This is a genomic window from Nitrincola nitratireducens, from assembly GCF_000585235.1.
GTDB classification, from domain to species: Bacteria; Pseudomonadota; Gammaproteobacteria; order Pseudomonadales; family Balneatricaceae; genus Nitrincola; species Nitrincola alkalisediminis.
In genome coordinates this window covers 159,895-175,324 of record NZ_AONB01000002.1, presented here as the reverse complement: position 1 = coordinate 175,324, position 15,430 = coordinate 159,895, and the positions used below count along the sequence as shown (strand labels likewise).

The following is a 15,430-nucleotide window of genomic DNA, read 5'->3' as shown; positions in this document are numbered from 1 at the left end:
GGACCGCGATTGATAAATGACTAGACGTACATAAACGTTTGAAACTCTCTAATTTACTCAGAAGCCGTGACTCAGCGACACGACTTATTCAACGAGTGACTATCGATTCAATATATCGAATACAGCCTTTAAGGAATCAGATTCCCGCTGCGCGTATAGTGACATTTCATCAAGAATCTTAACGCCGAGCGCCTCTTCAAGAAGGCTCTGGTTGGCGTTCGCTTGGTAAGCATCTCGTTGATTGTCTCCAAGGTTAGATTGAAAAATACCCGCGGCACTAACAGGTAAGAAGTCTTCGTACGTCTGTGCCTGCGCAGTAACCCATCCGTTTTCAATCAACTGATCGATATCGGTTGAGTCAACATTTGCCGCTGACTTAGCCAAGGAGGTCAGCTGATACTCAAAAAAAGCCAGCCTTTGACGATGCAGTTCTAACTCATCATCTGGAAATGCCTTAAAAACATCGGCAAGCGTTGCTTGATACGCTTTGTTATCCGATGTATTTGTCACGGCCCGGGCTTCGACTAATAGCTGATCGTATAGCTGGCGACCTTTCGCCGTTAATGCCACGCCTCGCTGTTCGATTTCACCAAAACGAGCCGAATGAGAGCCTGCTTCTGATTGAGCAAACGTGATGGCCTCATCTAAGGCTTTAAAGCTGGTTTGGCGCAACAATATCGGATGGACACGGTACGGCGGACCCTCGATTAGATCCTTTGGATTTAAGCCCGCTTGAGGCATCCGCTCTTGAACCCAATCAATATTTAACGTGCGCGGGGTCAGATGATTAATATGAGGGCCTTTGAAACAGACAACATCCGCAACCAAACGGTGTTCGGCATGAAGTGATTGATAGGTGGCATAATCAACCGTTGCCTCTTGATGCCAACGGAACACATTAATAGCCTCAGTGATAAACCTTTCCGCCTGCTGCTCATTCAAGCCACCTTGTGACTCATACAAAGCAATTAACTCAATAAGCGCTTCAGAAAAAATCTGACGTGCACCTAAAATCGCCGCCGCTTTTTCTCGAAGGGCCTCATTCTCAATCAGCTCTAATCGAAGCAAGGATGTGAAAATGCGGAAGGGATTTCGTGCCAATGCCTGCACATCAATCGGGCGAAAAGCCGTTGAATGCACTGGCACACCCGCTACCGACAAATCATAGTATCCCACGGGAGACATTCCCATCACCGCAAATAAACGGCGTAAAACTCCGATTTCAGCAGCCGTTCCAACCCGAATAGCGCCATGACGCTCAACACTAATGCGGTCTAGCTCGCCTGAATCCGTTAGCCTTTTTGCCAAAGCTGGATTCTTATCTAAGGTTTCTTGATTCACTTGCTCAACCAAGCTAAGCAGCGCGGCATACTGTGGAACTTCTTCTTGATACATCACAGACATAGCTTTTGAGAAGTGATCACGAATTTCATCACTCGAAACATACAGGCTCATCGTTTTACAGCTCCCTTATTTAAAGGACTCATTTGTTATTAAGATGTGTTGACATAGGTTTGTACTTAGAGCTTTCTTAATGCCCTTTCGATGCAAGCCAACCCTTCCTGAAGGATCTCGGCTTCGGTCGTTAAAGGGGGCAACAAACGCAGAATGTTTTTATGGCGGCCACTGGGCATTAAAAGCACTCCTTCTTCACGCGCAAATACCAAGAGCTTTGCTAAGTGCTCAGCGCCCGTGACATCAGGTGTGCTTTCAAAAACAATGCCCCGCATACACCCAATACCCGTTAACGGCCCCAGCATTGGATACAGATGAGTGGCTTTTAAAGCCGCATGAAAATCCAGAATCATCTCTTCTTGCTGTATTCCCCAAGTACGCAACTGATCTTCAGTCATTAATTTCATAACTTGACTGGCTGCAGCGCAGGCAAGTGCATTGCCGGAATAGGTTCCACCCAATCCACCTTTGGTGAGGGCGTTCATCAATTCAGGTCGACCCACAACCGCCGCTAACGGCAATCCAGCGGCAATGCTTTTTCCAATTAATAACAAGTCAGGTTCGATATTGAGCTGTGAAAAGGCAAAGCGACGCCCTGTGCGACCAAACCCTGACTGAATCTCATCAATAATTAACAAGATGCCCAGATCCTTGCATATGGATTGCAAGCGTTGAGCAAATTGCGGACACAGCCGTCTAAAACCACCCTCGCCTTGCACCGGCTCAACGATGATGCAAGCAACGTCTTCAGATGAAATTTCGACCTCAAACAGTCGCTCTAAGGCTAGCAGTGCTTGGTCAGCATCGACATCACTGTCGGGGCTTGGAAATGGCAGGTGATACACAGGCCCGGGCAACGCCCCTAAGCCAATTTTATACGGCTTTACTTTTCCATTGAGCTTAAGGCCGCAAGTGTCCGTCCATGAAAGCCATCATCAAAGGCGATAACGGCTTGTCTACCCGTCGCTGCCCGCGCGATCTTCAATGCATTCTCAGTGGCTTCCGCTCCACTGTTGGTCAGCATGCAGGTTAAAGAATAAGTAACTGGTACAAAGTCAGCCAATTGCCGACAAACATCCATGTACCCTTGGTGAGGAACCGCATTGAAAGCAGAGTGGATGAGTCTTGTGGCTTGGTTGATCACTGCATTGACTATTTCAGGGTGGCCATGCCCCAGATTTAGAACACCTATACCGCCGATGAAATCAATGTAGCGCGTCCCCTGTTGATCCCATACCTCAGCATTACGACCTCGCTCGATACAAATCGGGTGAATGATTCCAAGCGATTGACTGACGCAGGCTAAATCCATATTGAGGGTCCCCGTTAATTCCAAAATAAATGGTTTAACGATAAAAACAGACCCGGCTATAGCTCGCAAACGAAAAAAACAAACCAGTTCATTCCAAATTCTAATGAACTAAAATAATGCACCCTCAGATCAATGTTCGCTCAAATACAGTGCAAAACCGCATACGAACAATCTCAAACGGCTCAAGTCCAACCCTGCATTATCGATGTTCAAGAATCCATTCAATAAAATTTTTAACCTTCGTTAGCTCGGCCTTATGCTCAGGAAACGCCAAGTAGTAAGCATTACTGCTGTTCAATGAAAAGGCACAGGGTATGACCAACTGACCGGACTCTAGCTCATCTTGCGCCAAGAATTTAGGTACCAAGGCCACTCCGCAGCAAGAGCGCGCCGCACGAAGCGACATGTAAAACGTGTCGAAGCGCGGCCCATGATAACTATGGCGAGTGTAGCAATTTTGACCATCAAACCAGTCATGCCAAGCCTCGGGACGTTTAGAGTGCTGCAACAACACTAGCTTCACTAAATCCAACGGATCTTGAATGCCTTGCTCTGGCAGTATTGAGGGGGAGCAAACCGGGACCATTTCATCATCAAGCAGCTTTACACACTCGGCTTTAGGCCAAGAGCCTTGCCCAAAGAAGAATGCGACATCAACATGTTCTTCATCGAAATCAAAGGGATCGGTTTTATTACTGATATTTAAATACACATTCGGATGTCGAAGTCGGTAACCCTTTAACCGCGGAATTAACCAACGAGCACCAAAAGTGGGCAAGGTTGTTATATTCAACACCTCACTTTGCCCACCATAGGATTGCATATAACGCGTTGACATCTCGACCTGCGTTAATATTTTCCGTACTTCGGTCAGGTACAAAGACCCTTCTGGAGTTAATTGCAGGCGTTTTCGAACACGAATAAACAAAAGATGTTCCAGAATTGACTCTAACTGAGCCACCTGCTTACTCACGGCACTTTGGGTCAGGTTGAGCTCGACGGATGCTCGAGTAAAACTCAAGTGTCGCGCTGCAGACTCGAAACATTGCATAGCGGTTATGGAGGGTAAATAACGACGATTCATGATAGGCAAGACAACTCAATCAAGAAAAAATGGAATGACATTGTTATAAACTGTCGCTTGATACAGGTCAACCTTGGCGGCAATACTGCTTGCGTCTTGAATCAATCGACAAATCGTTAGGAGGATCAATGATTGACTCTATTATGCAGCGTTTAGGTGTACCTGATTCACTCTACCAAGGTGGCCATTTTTCAGTAACCTCCCCTATTGACGGGGACATCATTGGCAAGGTCGTTTTAGAATCTGACGAACAGGTCGATCAACGCATTCAACGGGCCCAAGCTGCCTTTGAAATCTGGCGTAAAGTACCCGCGCCTCGTCGTGGCGAACTTGTGCGTCTATTCGGTGAGCAATTGCGGCTCCACAAGGACGATCTAGGCGCTCTCATCACCCTAGAATGCGGTAAGATTTTGCAAGAAGGCTTAGGCGAAGTTCAGGAAATGATTGATATCTGCGACTTAGCCGTTGGCCAATCCCGCCAACTCTATGGCCTGACTATTGCTTCTGAACGCCCTGGACACCACATGCGTGAAACGTGGCACCCATTGGGCCCAATCGGTCTAGTCACTGCCTTTAACTTTCCAATGGCTCCTTGGGCATGGAATGCCGCATTAGCACTGGTATGTGGCAATAGCTTAGTGTGGAAACCTTCTGAAAAAACGCCATTGAGCGCATTGGCGTGCCAAGCCTTGCTTGAAAAAGCGATTGATATTTTTGGTGATGAAGCTCCAAAAGATCTCAGCCAAGTCATCATTGGTGATCGCAAAGCAGGTGAGCGCTTAACGGACTCCCCACTCATTCCTTTAATCAGTGCGACAGGCAGTACGCGTATGGGCCGTGAAATCGCCCCGCGTGTCGCCGCTAGATTCGGGCGCAGCATTTTAGAACTTGGTGGCAATAATGCCATGGTTCTCGCACCAAGCGCCGATTTGGATATGGCCATTCGTGCGATTCTTTTCTCTGCGGTCGGCACGGCTGGACAACGGTGTACAACCCTTCGCCGCTTGATTGTGCATGAATCTATTCGTGATGAAGTGGTGAGTCGTTTGAAAAATGCCTACGCTAATATCCGAATTGGCCACCCAATGGAAGGCAACTTGATTGGCCCATTAATTGACTCTCATGCATTTGAAGACATGCAAATCGCTCTGGAGAAAGCCCGCCAGTGCGGTGCCAAAGTGTTTGGTGGTGAACGCCAATTGCAAGCGGAATACCCTAATGGCTATTATGTCAGTCCCGCCATTGTTGAAGTCAATGTTCAAGATGAATTGGTCAAGCACGAGACCTTTGCACCGATCCTCTACGTGCTCAGTTATCGTGACTTTGAAGATGCCCTGTTTCTGAACAATGACGTCCCCCAAGGCCTATCGTCCTGTATTTTCACAACAGATATCCGTGAAGCAGAGTTGTTTGTCTCAGATGTCGGCAGTGATTGTGGTATTGCAAACATCAACATAGGCCCCAGTGGTGCTGAAATTGGTGGTGCATTCGGGGGTGAAAAAGAAACCGGCGGTGGCCGTGAATCCGGCTCGGATGTTTGGAAAAGCTATATGCGTCGCCAAACCAACACCGTCAATTATTCTCGTGAATTGCCGCTCGCTCAGGGCATCAAGTTTGATTGACACCCAGAATTCAACTCTAGCATTTGAATGCGTGAACAGGGTGCAGTGAGCACCTTCGGATTGGGTATCGATCTTTAGGTACCCAATCTATTCGTATTATCAACAGTACGCTTGTCGCTGTTGTTCGGCGCGTATTTATAGGAGTCCATATGAAAGAAGCATGTCTATGGCATGAAACATCCCCAGAGCTTCCTTTAAGGCTCAGCTCTCTTGAGACTGAATTGACTTCAGACGTTGCCATCATTGGCGGTGGCATTACAGGACTCAGCACCGCGATTCATCTCGCGGAGTCCGGTGTTTCAGTCAGCCTCATCGAATCACATGACATTCCTAATGGAGGGTCAGGCCGCAATGTTGGGCTAGTGAATGCAGGCTTATGGATACCTCCTGATGACATTGTCGATATACTAGGTGCCGAGAAAGGCGAACGCGCCACTCGAATTCTTGGCGGAGCTCCCGCTGAGGTATTTTCCTTAATTGATCGTTATCAGATTCAATGCCATGCCACTCGCACTGGCACGCTTCATCTTGCTCACAACGCAAAAGGTGAATTGGATCTTACCCGACGATTTGCCCAACTGGAAAGTCGTGGTGCCCCAGTCGAGATTATTGAAGATGAACGTTGTTATCAAGCAGTGGGAACCCGTCGGATTCGACGAGCTTTGCTTGATCGTCGCGCTGGAACAGTCAACCCAGCCGCGTATACGCGAGGATTAGCACGTGCGGCACTGTCTTTAGGTGTCAAAATTTACACAAACACCCCTGCCACGGGAGTGACACGTCCCCAACATGACTGGGTTGTGACCACACCGAAAGGACGTATTAAGGCATCAAAAGTGGTGATGGCAACCAACGCCTACACAAACGATGATTGGAACCAGGTAAAACAGCATTTTTTCCCAGGCTACTACTTTCAAGTCGCTTCATCGCCGCTTAGCGATAGACTTGCTAACGAAATTCTACCGGGTAAACAAGGCGCTTGGGACACGCGCATGGTGTTAAGCAGCATTCGTCGTGATGCCGATGGCCGCTTAATTCTAGGTAGCCTTGGGCAAGGACAAGGCCGACCAGAAGCCTACATCAGAGGCTGGGCTGACCGCATTCAACATCACTATTTCCCCCAACTCGGGAAAGTCAATTGGGAATGCACGTGGAGCGGTCGTATCGCCTTTACTCCAGAACACACGCTGAGAATATGGGAGCTCGCTCCCGGACTCTTATCCGTCACTGGGTATAACGGGCGTGGCATCACAACGGGAACCATCGTCGGCAAAGGCTTCGCGCATTACATAACGCATAATGACGACTCTTTATTACCCCTACCGATTGAAAACCACCGTCCCGTTCAAGCAAAGGCGGCCAGAAGTTTTGGCTACGAAGCGGGATTCACGCTCTATCATACTGGCCAATGCATGAGAGTTTTAGTTTAGCCTCTGAGTCACAACCTTAAACAGTGCCCCTCTTTTATCTACCGCAGAGAGATGGATCTCCAACATGCACTGACTGCCTGAATCGATAACAAAAATTAAATAAACACGTCATCAACAGATTCAGGCTCGGCTAGCGGCAATCATCCCTTCACCCAACTCATTTAAGAGGCAAACTGCGCAATAACGACACATCATCCCAAAAGCGACACCCTCTCATAACAACAATGAACACATAATTGACACATATGTACATAAAGCCTAAATTTGATCAAAAAGACGCCACCCAAACACACCATGCGGGAGCACAACCATGTCAAATGATCCCTTATTACAGCCGTATCAACTGAAACACCTCACTTTACGCAACCGCATTATCATGACCTCCCACGAGCCCGCTTATCCTGAAGATGGTATGCCCAAAGGACGTTATCGTGCCTACCATGTTGAGCGAGCCAAAGGCGGCGTAGCGATGACCATGACGGCAGGGTCGGCGGCGGTGTCGAAAGACAGTCCACCTGTTTTTAACAACCTGCTGGTGTACAAGGATGAAGTGGTGCCTTGGATGAAGGATCTGACCGATGCCGTACACGAGCAAGGCGCGGCCATTATGATTCAGCTCACCCATTTAGGACGTCGCACGCGCTGGGATAAAGGCCATTGGCTTCCGGTTGTTTCCCCCTCTCACCATCGCGAAGCCGCACACAGAGCCTTCCCCAAAAAAATGGAAGACTGGGATATTGAACGCATTATTAAGGATTACGCCGATGCTGCCGAGCGTATGAAAGCCGGTGGAATGGATGGAATTGAGTTACAAGCCTATGGTCACTTGATGGATCAGTTTTGGTCGCCCTTAACCAATGAGCTTGAAGGCCCTTACGGCGGCTCGTTAGATAACCGTTTGAAGTTTACGTTTGATGTCTTAACCGAGATTCGTAAACGCGTCGGAACTGACTTTATCGTGGGTGTTCGTTACACAGGGGATGAAATGCTTGAGCAGGGCTTAAGTGCAGCCGATGGCATGACCATTTCTCATCGACTTAAAGACAGCGGTATGGTTGATTTTTTAAATGTGGTGAGAGGGCATATTGATACAGATGCAGGGCTAACCGATGTGATTCCGATACAAGGCATGACCAACAATCCGCACTTGGACTTTGCCGGTGACATCCGTGCCGCAACCAATTTCCCGGTTTTCCATGCGGCCAAAATTCCCGATGTCGCGACCGCACGCCACGCCATTGCCTCAGGAAAAGTGGACTTGATCGGTATGACCCGAGCTCACATGACCGACCCACACATCATCAAAAAAATCATCGAAAAACGTGAGGATGAAATACGCCCCTGTGTCGGTGCGAACTATTGTTTAGACCGTATTTACCAAGCGGATCAGCCTATTGCATTCACAACGCGGCCACCGGCCGTGAAGAAAGCATGCCCCACGAAATTGAGAAAGCCCCCACTCGTAAAAAAGTGGTGATCGTCGGCGCGGGACCCGGCGGTTTAGAGGCCGCTCGAGTAGCGGGTGAGCGCGGGCATGAAGTGGTAGTCTTTGAAGCGGCCAGCCAACCGGGTGGGCAAATTCGCTTAACGGCACAAAGCGAGCGTCGCAAAGAAATGATTTCAATCATCGATTGGCGGATGGCCCAATGTGAGCGCTTAGGGGTGCGTTTTGAGTTCAACACCTGGGCCGAGTCTGACCAGGTGCAAGCCGAACACCCTGACGTGGTCATTATTGCCACGGGGGGCTTACCGCATACCGATGTGTTAGCGAAGGGCAACGAGTGGGTTGTCTCGTCTTGGGACATTATTTCGGGTGATGTTAAGCCTGGTAAAAATGTGTTGGTGTTTGATGATGCGGGCGATCACGCAGGCCTTCAGGCGGCTGAAATTCTCGCTAAAAGTGGAGCTGCCGTGGAAATCATGACACCTGATCGCGCCTTTGCACCTGAAGTCATGGCCATGAATCTCGTTCCCTATATGCGCAGCTTACAAGCCTTGAACACACGCTTTACGGTAACCTTCCGTTTACACGCACTTGAGAAAGTGCCATCAGGTTTAAAAGCCTACATCGGCAGTGACTATGGCGGCGTCGAGCAAACCCGTGAGTTCGATCAAGTGGTGATCAATCATGGCATTATTCCGTTGGATGAGCTGTATTTTGAGTTAAAACCCTTGTCATCTAACCATGGAGAAACCGCTCATGAACAGCTGTTGGCTGGGCAGCCTCAAACCGTCGTGCGCAATTCTGAGGGGCAATTTCAGCTCTTTAGAATTGGCGATGCCGTCGCGACACGCAACACTCATGCCGCAATTTACGATGCGTTGCGTTTAGTGAAGGATATTTGAGTAGATATGCCCAGTGAGTCAATTAAAAGCACTCACTGGGCAGGGTTCAGAGCGTATGGGTTCAGATCTTATATATCCACATGCACCAAATTCTGCGGCTGCCCTTGCGCAAACGCCAGAACATTCTCAAATGCAATGCGGAAGTAAAGCTCGTAGCTATTACGCTCAACGTAGCCCAAGTGAGGTGAGCAGAGAGCATTGGGTAACGCCAATAAAGGTTCATTATCCAGCGTGGCAGGTTCGTGGCTGAACACATCCACTGCGGCACGCTTGGTTGGATGAGCTTTAAGCTGACGATAAAGCGCACCGTCTTCGATCAATTCGGCACGGCTGGTATTCACCAATAAGGAATCGGCTTTCATCAGTGCTAAATCCTGCTCTGTCACGCAAGCCATTGTCGCCGGATTCAAACGTAAATGCAGGCTTACAATATCGGCGGTTTTAAAGAAATCGTCTTTCGATGCAGCCGCCTCAAAACCTTGCTCTTGCGCCAATTGCAGCGAAGGCTCACGCCCCCAGACCAATACGCGCATGCCAAACGCTTCAGCATACCGCGCAATGCGCTGACCAATTTTCCCATACCCCCAAATCCCAAGCGTTAAGCCCTGCAACACACGTCCTAACCCCAAGGAACCTGATTGTTGCCAAACACCCTTGGATAGGTTCGAAGCATAGGTAGGCAAATGTCGAGAAGCGGACATTATCAGCGCCCAGGTCAACTCCGCAGGCGCGATGGGCGAGCCGACGCCCTCTGCAACAGCCACCCCATAGTCATGACAGAGCTTAGGTCGATGTGATTACTGACTTTGCCCGTCTGGCTAATCAGTTTTAGTTTGGGCAGCTTCGCCAGTAACGCTTGGCAAATGACTGTGCGCTCTCTAATCAACACCAAGGCTTCGAAATCCACTAGCTGCTCAGCCAAGGTATCAACATCGGTATAGGTCTCATTGAAGACCTGCACCTCGTGTCCTTCAAGCAATTTAAAACAGTCCAATGATTTCACAACGTTTTGGTAATCATCCAGCACCGCTATCTTCATATCACACCTGCTTGCTCGAACCTTAATTAGCAGTCACAACGCTTCTGGTGTTGCTTTAACCCTAGAAACGGCATCCAACCATCGATCATAGTAGCCAGCACGAACATCTTCAATGAGCGAGGGCTGATAGTTTTCCGCCACCTTCCAAGTTTGCGACATCTCTTCAAGGCTGCTAAACAATCCCATTTGGTACGCCGCCAATAACGCCGCACCTTTTGCGGTTGTCTCTGCGGTATGACTTTTAACGACCGGAATTCCAGTCAGGTCCGCCAACACCTGCAAGAACCAACGATTCTCAACCATACCACCATCCACACGCAAAGACGTAATATCGATTGCATCCTGCGCCATAGCACGCAAAAGATCTTCTGTTTGGAAGGCAACGCTGCGAATGGCAGCGGCCACCAATTGCGCGGCCCCTGTGTCTCGCGTCATACCGAAAATGGCGGCTCGGGCATCGGGATCCCAGTAGGGCGCGCCCAAGCCCGTAAATGCAGGGACCATAATTTCAGATTGGTCGTGACGAATACTGCGTGACATCACCTCAGAATCAGCGGACGATTTGAGAATGCCCACGCCATCTCGTAACCACTGAATAATGGCTCCCGCCATAAAAATACTGCCTTCAATCGCGTAGGTGGTTTGGTTCGCAACCCGATACGCCACTGTGGTCAATAAACGGTGCTGACTGGTAATGGCTTTATTGCCCGTATTCACAATCGCAAAGCATCCTGTGCCATAAGTGCTTTTCAACATGCCGGGCTCCAAACACGCCTGCCCTACTAGGGCACTTTGCTGATCGCCAATCATACTGGAGATTGGAATCTCGGCACCTAACCATTGTGCATCCGCCACACCAAAGTTATCCGCGCTGTTTAAGACACGTGGCATCATGGCAACGGGAATTTGAAGCAGGTCGAGAAGTTCTTTATCCCAAGTCTGTGTATGAATATTGAACACTAGGGTGCGTGATGCATTGGTTGCATCAGTGGCATGCATGCGCCCTTTGGAGAAACGCCAAAGCAAAAAGCTGTCGACCGTACCAAAACACAAGTCACCCGCTTCAGCCCGCTCTCTGGCATTTTTGACAGTATTGAGCACCCAATTGATTTTGGTGCCCGAGAAATAAGGATCGAGCAGCAACCCTGTTTTCGCTTGAAACCTTGGCTCCAACCCTTCTGCTTTTAAGGTTTGGCAGAGCTGGGAGGAGCGACGGTCTTGCCAAACAATCGCATTATAGACAGGCTCTCCGGTCTTTTTATCCCAAATCACACTGGTTTCACGCTGATTCGTAATACCTATGGTCAAAATGGCGCTTGCAGGCACGTTGGATTTTGCCAGAACAGCGCGACAGGTACTTAACACCGTTTGCCATAGATCTTCAGGGTCATGCTCAACCCAGCCGTTGCGTGGAAAGTGCTGTTGAAACTCTTCTTGTGCGGTTGCAACAACCTCCATGGCTTTGGTGTAGAGGATTGCACGGCTAGACGTCGTACCTTGATCGATGGCGAGGATGTAATCAGTCATATTTATTTTCTTATTTTTTCTTGATTGTTCGAATATGAGAATTTTAATCTAATTTGAACTTATAGCTTGTTTACTCACTTTTTTCAAGTGAACAAATTTAATCGAAAACATGTCGAATAGGCACTCGAGCAACACCGCATCCAGCCTCATTCTTTCAAGATGAATATGGTACTATTCAGGATATTTAATCGCCTAATCGACCAGTGATGATGTTATGAACCAAACCTTACGACAAGCGAGTATTCTTGAACGCATCAAACAAAAAGGCTATCAAACCATTGATGAACTCGTTGCTGCATTAGACGTCACCCCTCAAACCATCCGACGTGATTTGAATCAGATGGCCAAGCGTGGCGATATAGAGCGTCATCATGGTGGAGCGGGGCCTATTTCGAGCACAGAGAATACGGAATACCATACGCGTAAATCGCAGCTCTCTGAAGAGAAGCAAAAAATTTCGCAACTACTCGCCGATCATATCCCCGACCATGCATCATTGTTTATCAACATAGGCACCACCAACGAGGCCATCGCCCAAGCCCTATTGAGTAAGACAGGCTTAAAAGTCGTCACGAACAATCTCAACGTTGCCTCAATACTCAGCGTCAAACCTGACTTCACGGTGATCATTGCTGGGGGTGAAGTCCGCAGTCGTGATGGCGGCATTGTTGGCGAGGCCACTCGCGACTTTATTCATCAGTTCAAATTAGACTACGGCATCATAGGTATCAGTGGTATTGATGATGAGGGCAGCTTACTCGACTTTGATTATCAGGAAGTGCGGATTGCTCAAGCCATCATAAGCAATTCTCGTTTTGTGTATCTGGCAGCTGACCACTCAAAGTTTGGCCGCAATGCGATGGTTCGTTTGGGCAACCTCACGCAATGCACGGCTTTATTTACAGATCAAAAGCCACCAGAGAAAGTCAGAAACCTTATGGACAAAGCTCAGGTGCAACTTTACATCGCTAAAAAAGAAAAATAACGAACATTTAAGAACAAAAAACACTTGTAAAAGCCAACATCTACTTCTATATTTATCCAATATCGAAAGCATCGAAGGATGTTTTCGTTTTTTGAACCTTAAGTGTAGAGGCAAACATGGGCAACCCTATTCAAGATCTTGTTGTGATTGGCGGTGGTATAAATGGTGTCGGTATTGCGGCAGATGCAGCAGGCCGAGATTTATCCGTTACCCTCATCGAAGCATCAGACCTTGCTAGCGCCACTTCGTCTTGGAGTTCAAAACTGATACATGGCGGTTTACGCTATCTTGAACATTATGAATTTCGTTTAGTTAAAGAAGCCCTTGCCGAACGTGAAGTGCTACTGAACATGGCACCTCACTTGGTTACGCCGTTACGCTTTAAACTCCCCCATCACTCAGGGCTGCGCCCAGGCTGGATGATTCGAACAGGCTTGTTCCTGTATGATCACTTGAGTAAACGCGTGTCTTTGCAAGCGTCAAAGGGTATTCGCTTTGACCCAGAGAAAGGTCCTTTGCACCCAACGTACACACGTGGATTTGAGTATAGCGACTGTCGAGTGGATGATGCGCGCTTAGTCATCATGAACGCGAAGCTTGCTGAGCAAAAAGGCGCTCACATTGTCACTCGTCAAAGAGTAACCAGTGCTGTTAGAGAAGGGGATGTATGGGTAGTCGAGTTTGAAAACCCGCAAGGCGTGCGCGACACCCTCCGTGCAAAAGCACTGGTCAATGCCGCAGGCCCTTGGGTCAGCCAAGTACTTAGCAAGGTTGAAAATACACAACCTGGAAAAGGGATACGTCTGGTCAAAGGCAGTCATATTATCGTGCCCAAAATTCATGCTGAAGAAGAGGCCTATATTCTACAAAACCAAGACGGCCGCATTGTCTTCGTTATCCCCTATCTGGACGATTACTCGCTCATTGGCACAACTGACGTTGATTATGTTGGCGACCCGCGTCATTCTGAGATAGATGACGATGAAATCGATTACCTTATTCGGATCACACGTGACTATTTCACCTATCCACTGACCCGAAATGACATCGTCTGGACATACTCCGGCGTGCGTCCTTTAATGCAGGGTGAGCGCGAGGAAGGAAAGGCTGCCGCTAAAGTCACACGCGACTATCACTTTGAAGTTGAAGATCGCCAAGGACAGGCCCCCTTGCTGTCGGTATTTGGTGGCAAACTCACCACTTATCGCAAACTGGCCGAAGCCGCCGTGAATGCCTTACAGGCGTATTTTCCAGAGACAACACCCAGCTGGACTCACCACGCCCGTCTGCCAGGCGCTGAAGGTGTGGCCTCACCTGAAGCCTATGCCATTGAGCTCAAACGAGCTTACCCATTTTTGGACACAACAACTGCACGCCGATTGGCATCCACCTACGGAAGCCTTGCCAAAAATTGGTTAGCGAATGCACAGCAGCTATCGGATTTAGGGCGCCGTTTTGGCCCTCTATTTGAAAAAGAAGTTCGCTACTTGATTGAACACGAATGGGCGAGGAGCCTGGAAGACGTGATCTGGAGACGGACTAAAACAGGCATCGGCATGGCTCCAGATATTCAAAATGAGATATCTGGAATGATTCAAACCTATTTGGGCGTTGGGCAGAGTGAAGAATCTGGTTCTCAAATAACAGTTAGTGCTTAAGCAGCGCCAATAGAGGCTCGGTAGTTTGTAGATGTCGGTACTGATAATTTATTTTCACGATTGGATTTATCTGAAATATCCTCCTGCTCTACTAAAGCAATACCACGAAAGATATGATCTTGAATCATGGCAACAGACTGAGAGTAACGTAAAATTAAAGCATCTATCGATTCTTCTTGCTCATCATTTAATAACGAAGCGGTGCTATGTGTAAGCGGAAATAAAGCAGCGACTTTGTCGAGAGAATACTGAAGCTTTAGAATACGCTGCTCACAGGCCAACAGGTTAGAACGAAGCAACTTAACAGCATTCGAATTCATAAATGGACACCTTGTCTAGCGATATCATGAATAGGCTGATCTGGCTCATCAATGTTCTTAACCAATAAATCGACCTTTGTATTACACTTTGAGCCCATCCGGTATTCCAATATCAACCGATGCTTTAGTGTCAATTTTTTGTTCGTCTGGAAAAAAACATCGATATCTCCACCACGCTTATTTAAATCAGCACGTGAGCCAAAAACATAAATTTCACCCTCTGGGTCAGCTTCATGCAGAATGGATAGAATTGCATCTTGTTCTTCTTGGCTTAGCCTGACGTTATTGCTCACAGCCCCTCCTTTTATCTAAAGATATTAGGCTTTAAAAAGCTCAGCTACAAGTTTGAAGCCATCAGCTTACACTTACACGATAAACACTCCAACAAAGTCAATACTGCAACATAGCCTCATCAATCACCACTCCAGAATCACCTTACCCGACAGCCCTGAGCGCATCACATCGAAGCCCTTTTGGAACTCGTCTACCGGAAAATGGTGGGTGATCATCGGCGTGAGATCCAGTCCTGACTGAATCAAGGCCGCCATTTTGTACCAAGTCTCGAACATTTCGCGACCATTCATCCCAATTATAAATATGAACATCTGTGCCACAGATGGCGGTTTTTCGAATGCGGATCAACAGATCGTTG

The 15,430-nt window shown here is 48.1% G+C and carries 11 protein-coding genes and 3 pseudogenes; 5 read left to right on the top strand and 9 right to left on the bottom strand.

Annotation, left to right across the window (positions count from 1 at the left end; all coding sequences use genetic code 11):
• Positions 1 to 99 precede the first annotated feature (99 nt).
• From hglS to gcvA, 3 genes and pseudogenes are all read right to left on the bottom strand, one after another.
• The gene (gene hglS / locus D791_RS03295; RefSeq protein ID WP_036507746.1) at positions 100 to 1,455 is read right to left on the bottom strand and encodes a 2-oxoadipate dioxygenase/decarboxylase HglS; all 1,356 of its coding nucleotides are present in this window, start codon (positions 1,453 to 1,455) and stop codon (positions 100 to 102) included.
• A gap of 65 nt (positions 1,456 to 1,520) precedes the next feature.
• Positions 1,521 to 2,767 (bottom strand): annotated as a pseudogene (locus D791_RS03290) (2-aminoadipate transaminase).
• 199 nt (positions 2,768 to 2,966) lie between these two features.
• Positions 2,967 to 3,851, bottom strand: coding sequence for a transcriptional regulator GcvA (gene gcvA, locus D791_RS03285; RefSeq protein ID WP_036507743.1), 885 nt, complete (start codon positions 3,849 to 3,851; stop codon positions 2,967 to 2,969).
• A 128-nt stretch (positions 3,852 to 3,979) separates the two neighbouring features.
• On the opposite strand from gcvA, the gene amaB reads away from it, so the two are divergent.
• The 3 genes and pseudogenes from amaB (at position 3,980) to D791_RS03270 (ending at position 9,249) form a co-directional block, all read left to right on the top strand.
• Entirely contained in the window at positions 3,980 to 5,473 is a 1,494-nt protein-coding gene (gene amaB, locus D791_RS03280; protein WP_036507739.1) for an L-piperidine-6-carboxylate dehydrogenase, read from the top strand.
• Between the two features lie 149 nt (positions 5,474 to 5,622).
• The gene (gene amaA / locus D791_RS03275; protein ID WP_036507736.1) at positions 5,623 to 6,903 is read left to right on the top strand and encodes an L-pipecolate oxidase; all 1,281 of its coding nucleotides are present in this window, start codon (positions 5,623 to 5,625) and stop codon (positions 6,901 to 6,903) included.
• A 310-nt stretch (positions 6,904 to 7,213) separates the two neighbouring features.
• Positions 7,214 to 9,249: pseudogene (locus D791_RS03270) on the top strand (oxidoreductase).
• 68 nt (positions 9,250 to 9,317) lie between these two features.
• On the opposite strand, the gene D791_RS03265 reads toward D791_RS03270, so the two are convergent.
• The 3 genes from D791_RS03265 to glpK are packed head-to-tail and all read right to left on the bottom strand — an operon-like array spanning position 9,318 to position 11,815.
• The gene (locus D791_RS03265) at positions 9,318 to 9,950 is read right to left on the bottom strand and encodes an NAD(P)-dependent oxidoreductase (RefSeq protein ID WP_337588590.1); all 633 of its coding nucleotides are present in this window, start codon (positions 9,948 to 9,950) and stop codon (positions 9,318 to 9,320) included.
• Between the two features lie 14 nt (positions 9,951 to 9,964).
• On the bottom strand, positions 9,965 to 10,288 hold the full coding sequence (locus tag D791_RS21665; RefSeq protein WP_337588589.1) for a Rossmann-fold NAD(P)-binding domain-containing protein: 324 nt from the start codon (positions 10,286 to 10,288) through the stop codon (positions 9,965 to 9,967).
• Between the two features lie 33 nt (positions 10,289 to 10,321).
• Positions 10,322 to 11,815, bottom strand: coding sequence for a glycerol kinase GlpK (glpK, locus tag D791_RS03260; RefSeq protein WP_036507734.1), 1,494 nt, complete (start codon positions 11,813 to 11,815; stop codon positions 10,322 to 10,324).
• A 214-nt stretch (positions 11,816 to 12,029) separates the two neighbouring features.
• Between glpK and D791_RS03255 the strand changes: the two genes are divergently transcribed.
• Both D791_RS03255 and glpD read left to right on the top strand, forming a co-directional pair.
• Entirely contained in the window at positions 12,030 to 12,800 is a 771-nt protein-coding gene (locus D791_RS03255; RefSeq protein ID WP_036507732.1) for a DeoR/GlpR family transcriptional regulator, read from the top strand.
• Positions 12,801 to 12,916: 116 nt separating this feature from the next.
• Complete coding sequence (gene glpD / locus D791_RS03250) at positions 12,917 to 14,458, top strand: glycerol-3-phosphate dehydrogenase (protein ID WP_036507730.1); 1,542 nt, start codon at positions 12,917 to 12,919, stop codon at positions 14,456 to 14,458.
• Here the strand turns inward: glpD and D791_RS03245 are convergent.
• The 3 genes and pseudogenes from D791_RS03245 to tdh all read right to left on the bottom strand — a co-directional run.
• Positions 14,455 to 14,778, bottom strand: coding sequence for a hypothetical protein (locus D791_RS03245; protein ID WP_036507727.1), 324 nt, complete (start codon positions 14,776 to 14,778; stop codon positions 14,455 to 14,457). The genes glpD and D791_RS03245 overlap by 4 nt on opposite strands.
• Positions 14,775 to 15,071, bottom strand: coding sequence for a nucleotidyltransferase domain-containing protein (locus D791_RS03240; RefSeq protein ID WP_051514090.1), 297 nt, complete (start codon positions 15,069 to 15,071; stop codon positions 14,775 to 14,777). Before D791_RS03240 ends, D791_RS03245 begins: the two co-directional genes overlap by 4 nt.
• A gap of 123 nt (positions 15,072 to 15,194) precedes the next feature.
• Positions 15,195 to 15,365 (bottom strand): annotated as a pseudogene (gene tdh, locus D791_RS03235) (L-threonine 3-dehydrogenase); the annotation flags it as partial.
• Positions 15,366 to 15,430: the final 65 nt, after the last annotated feature.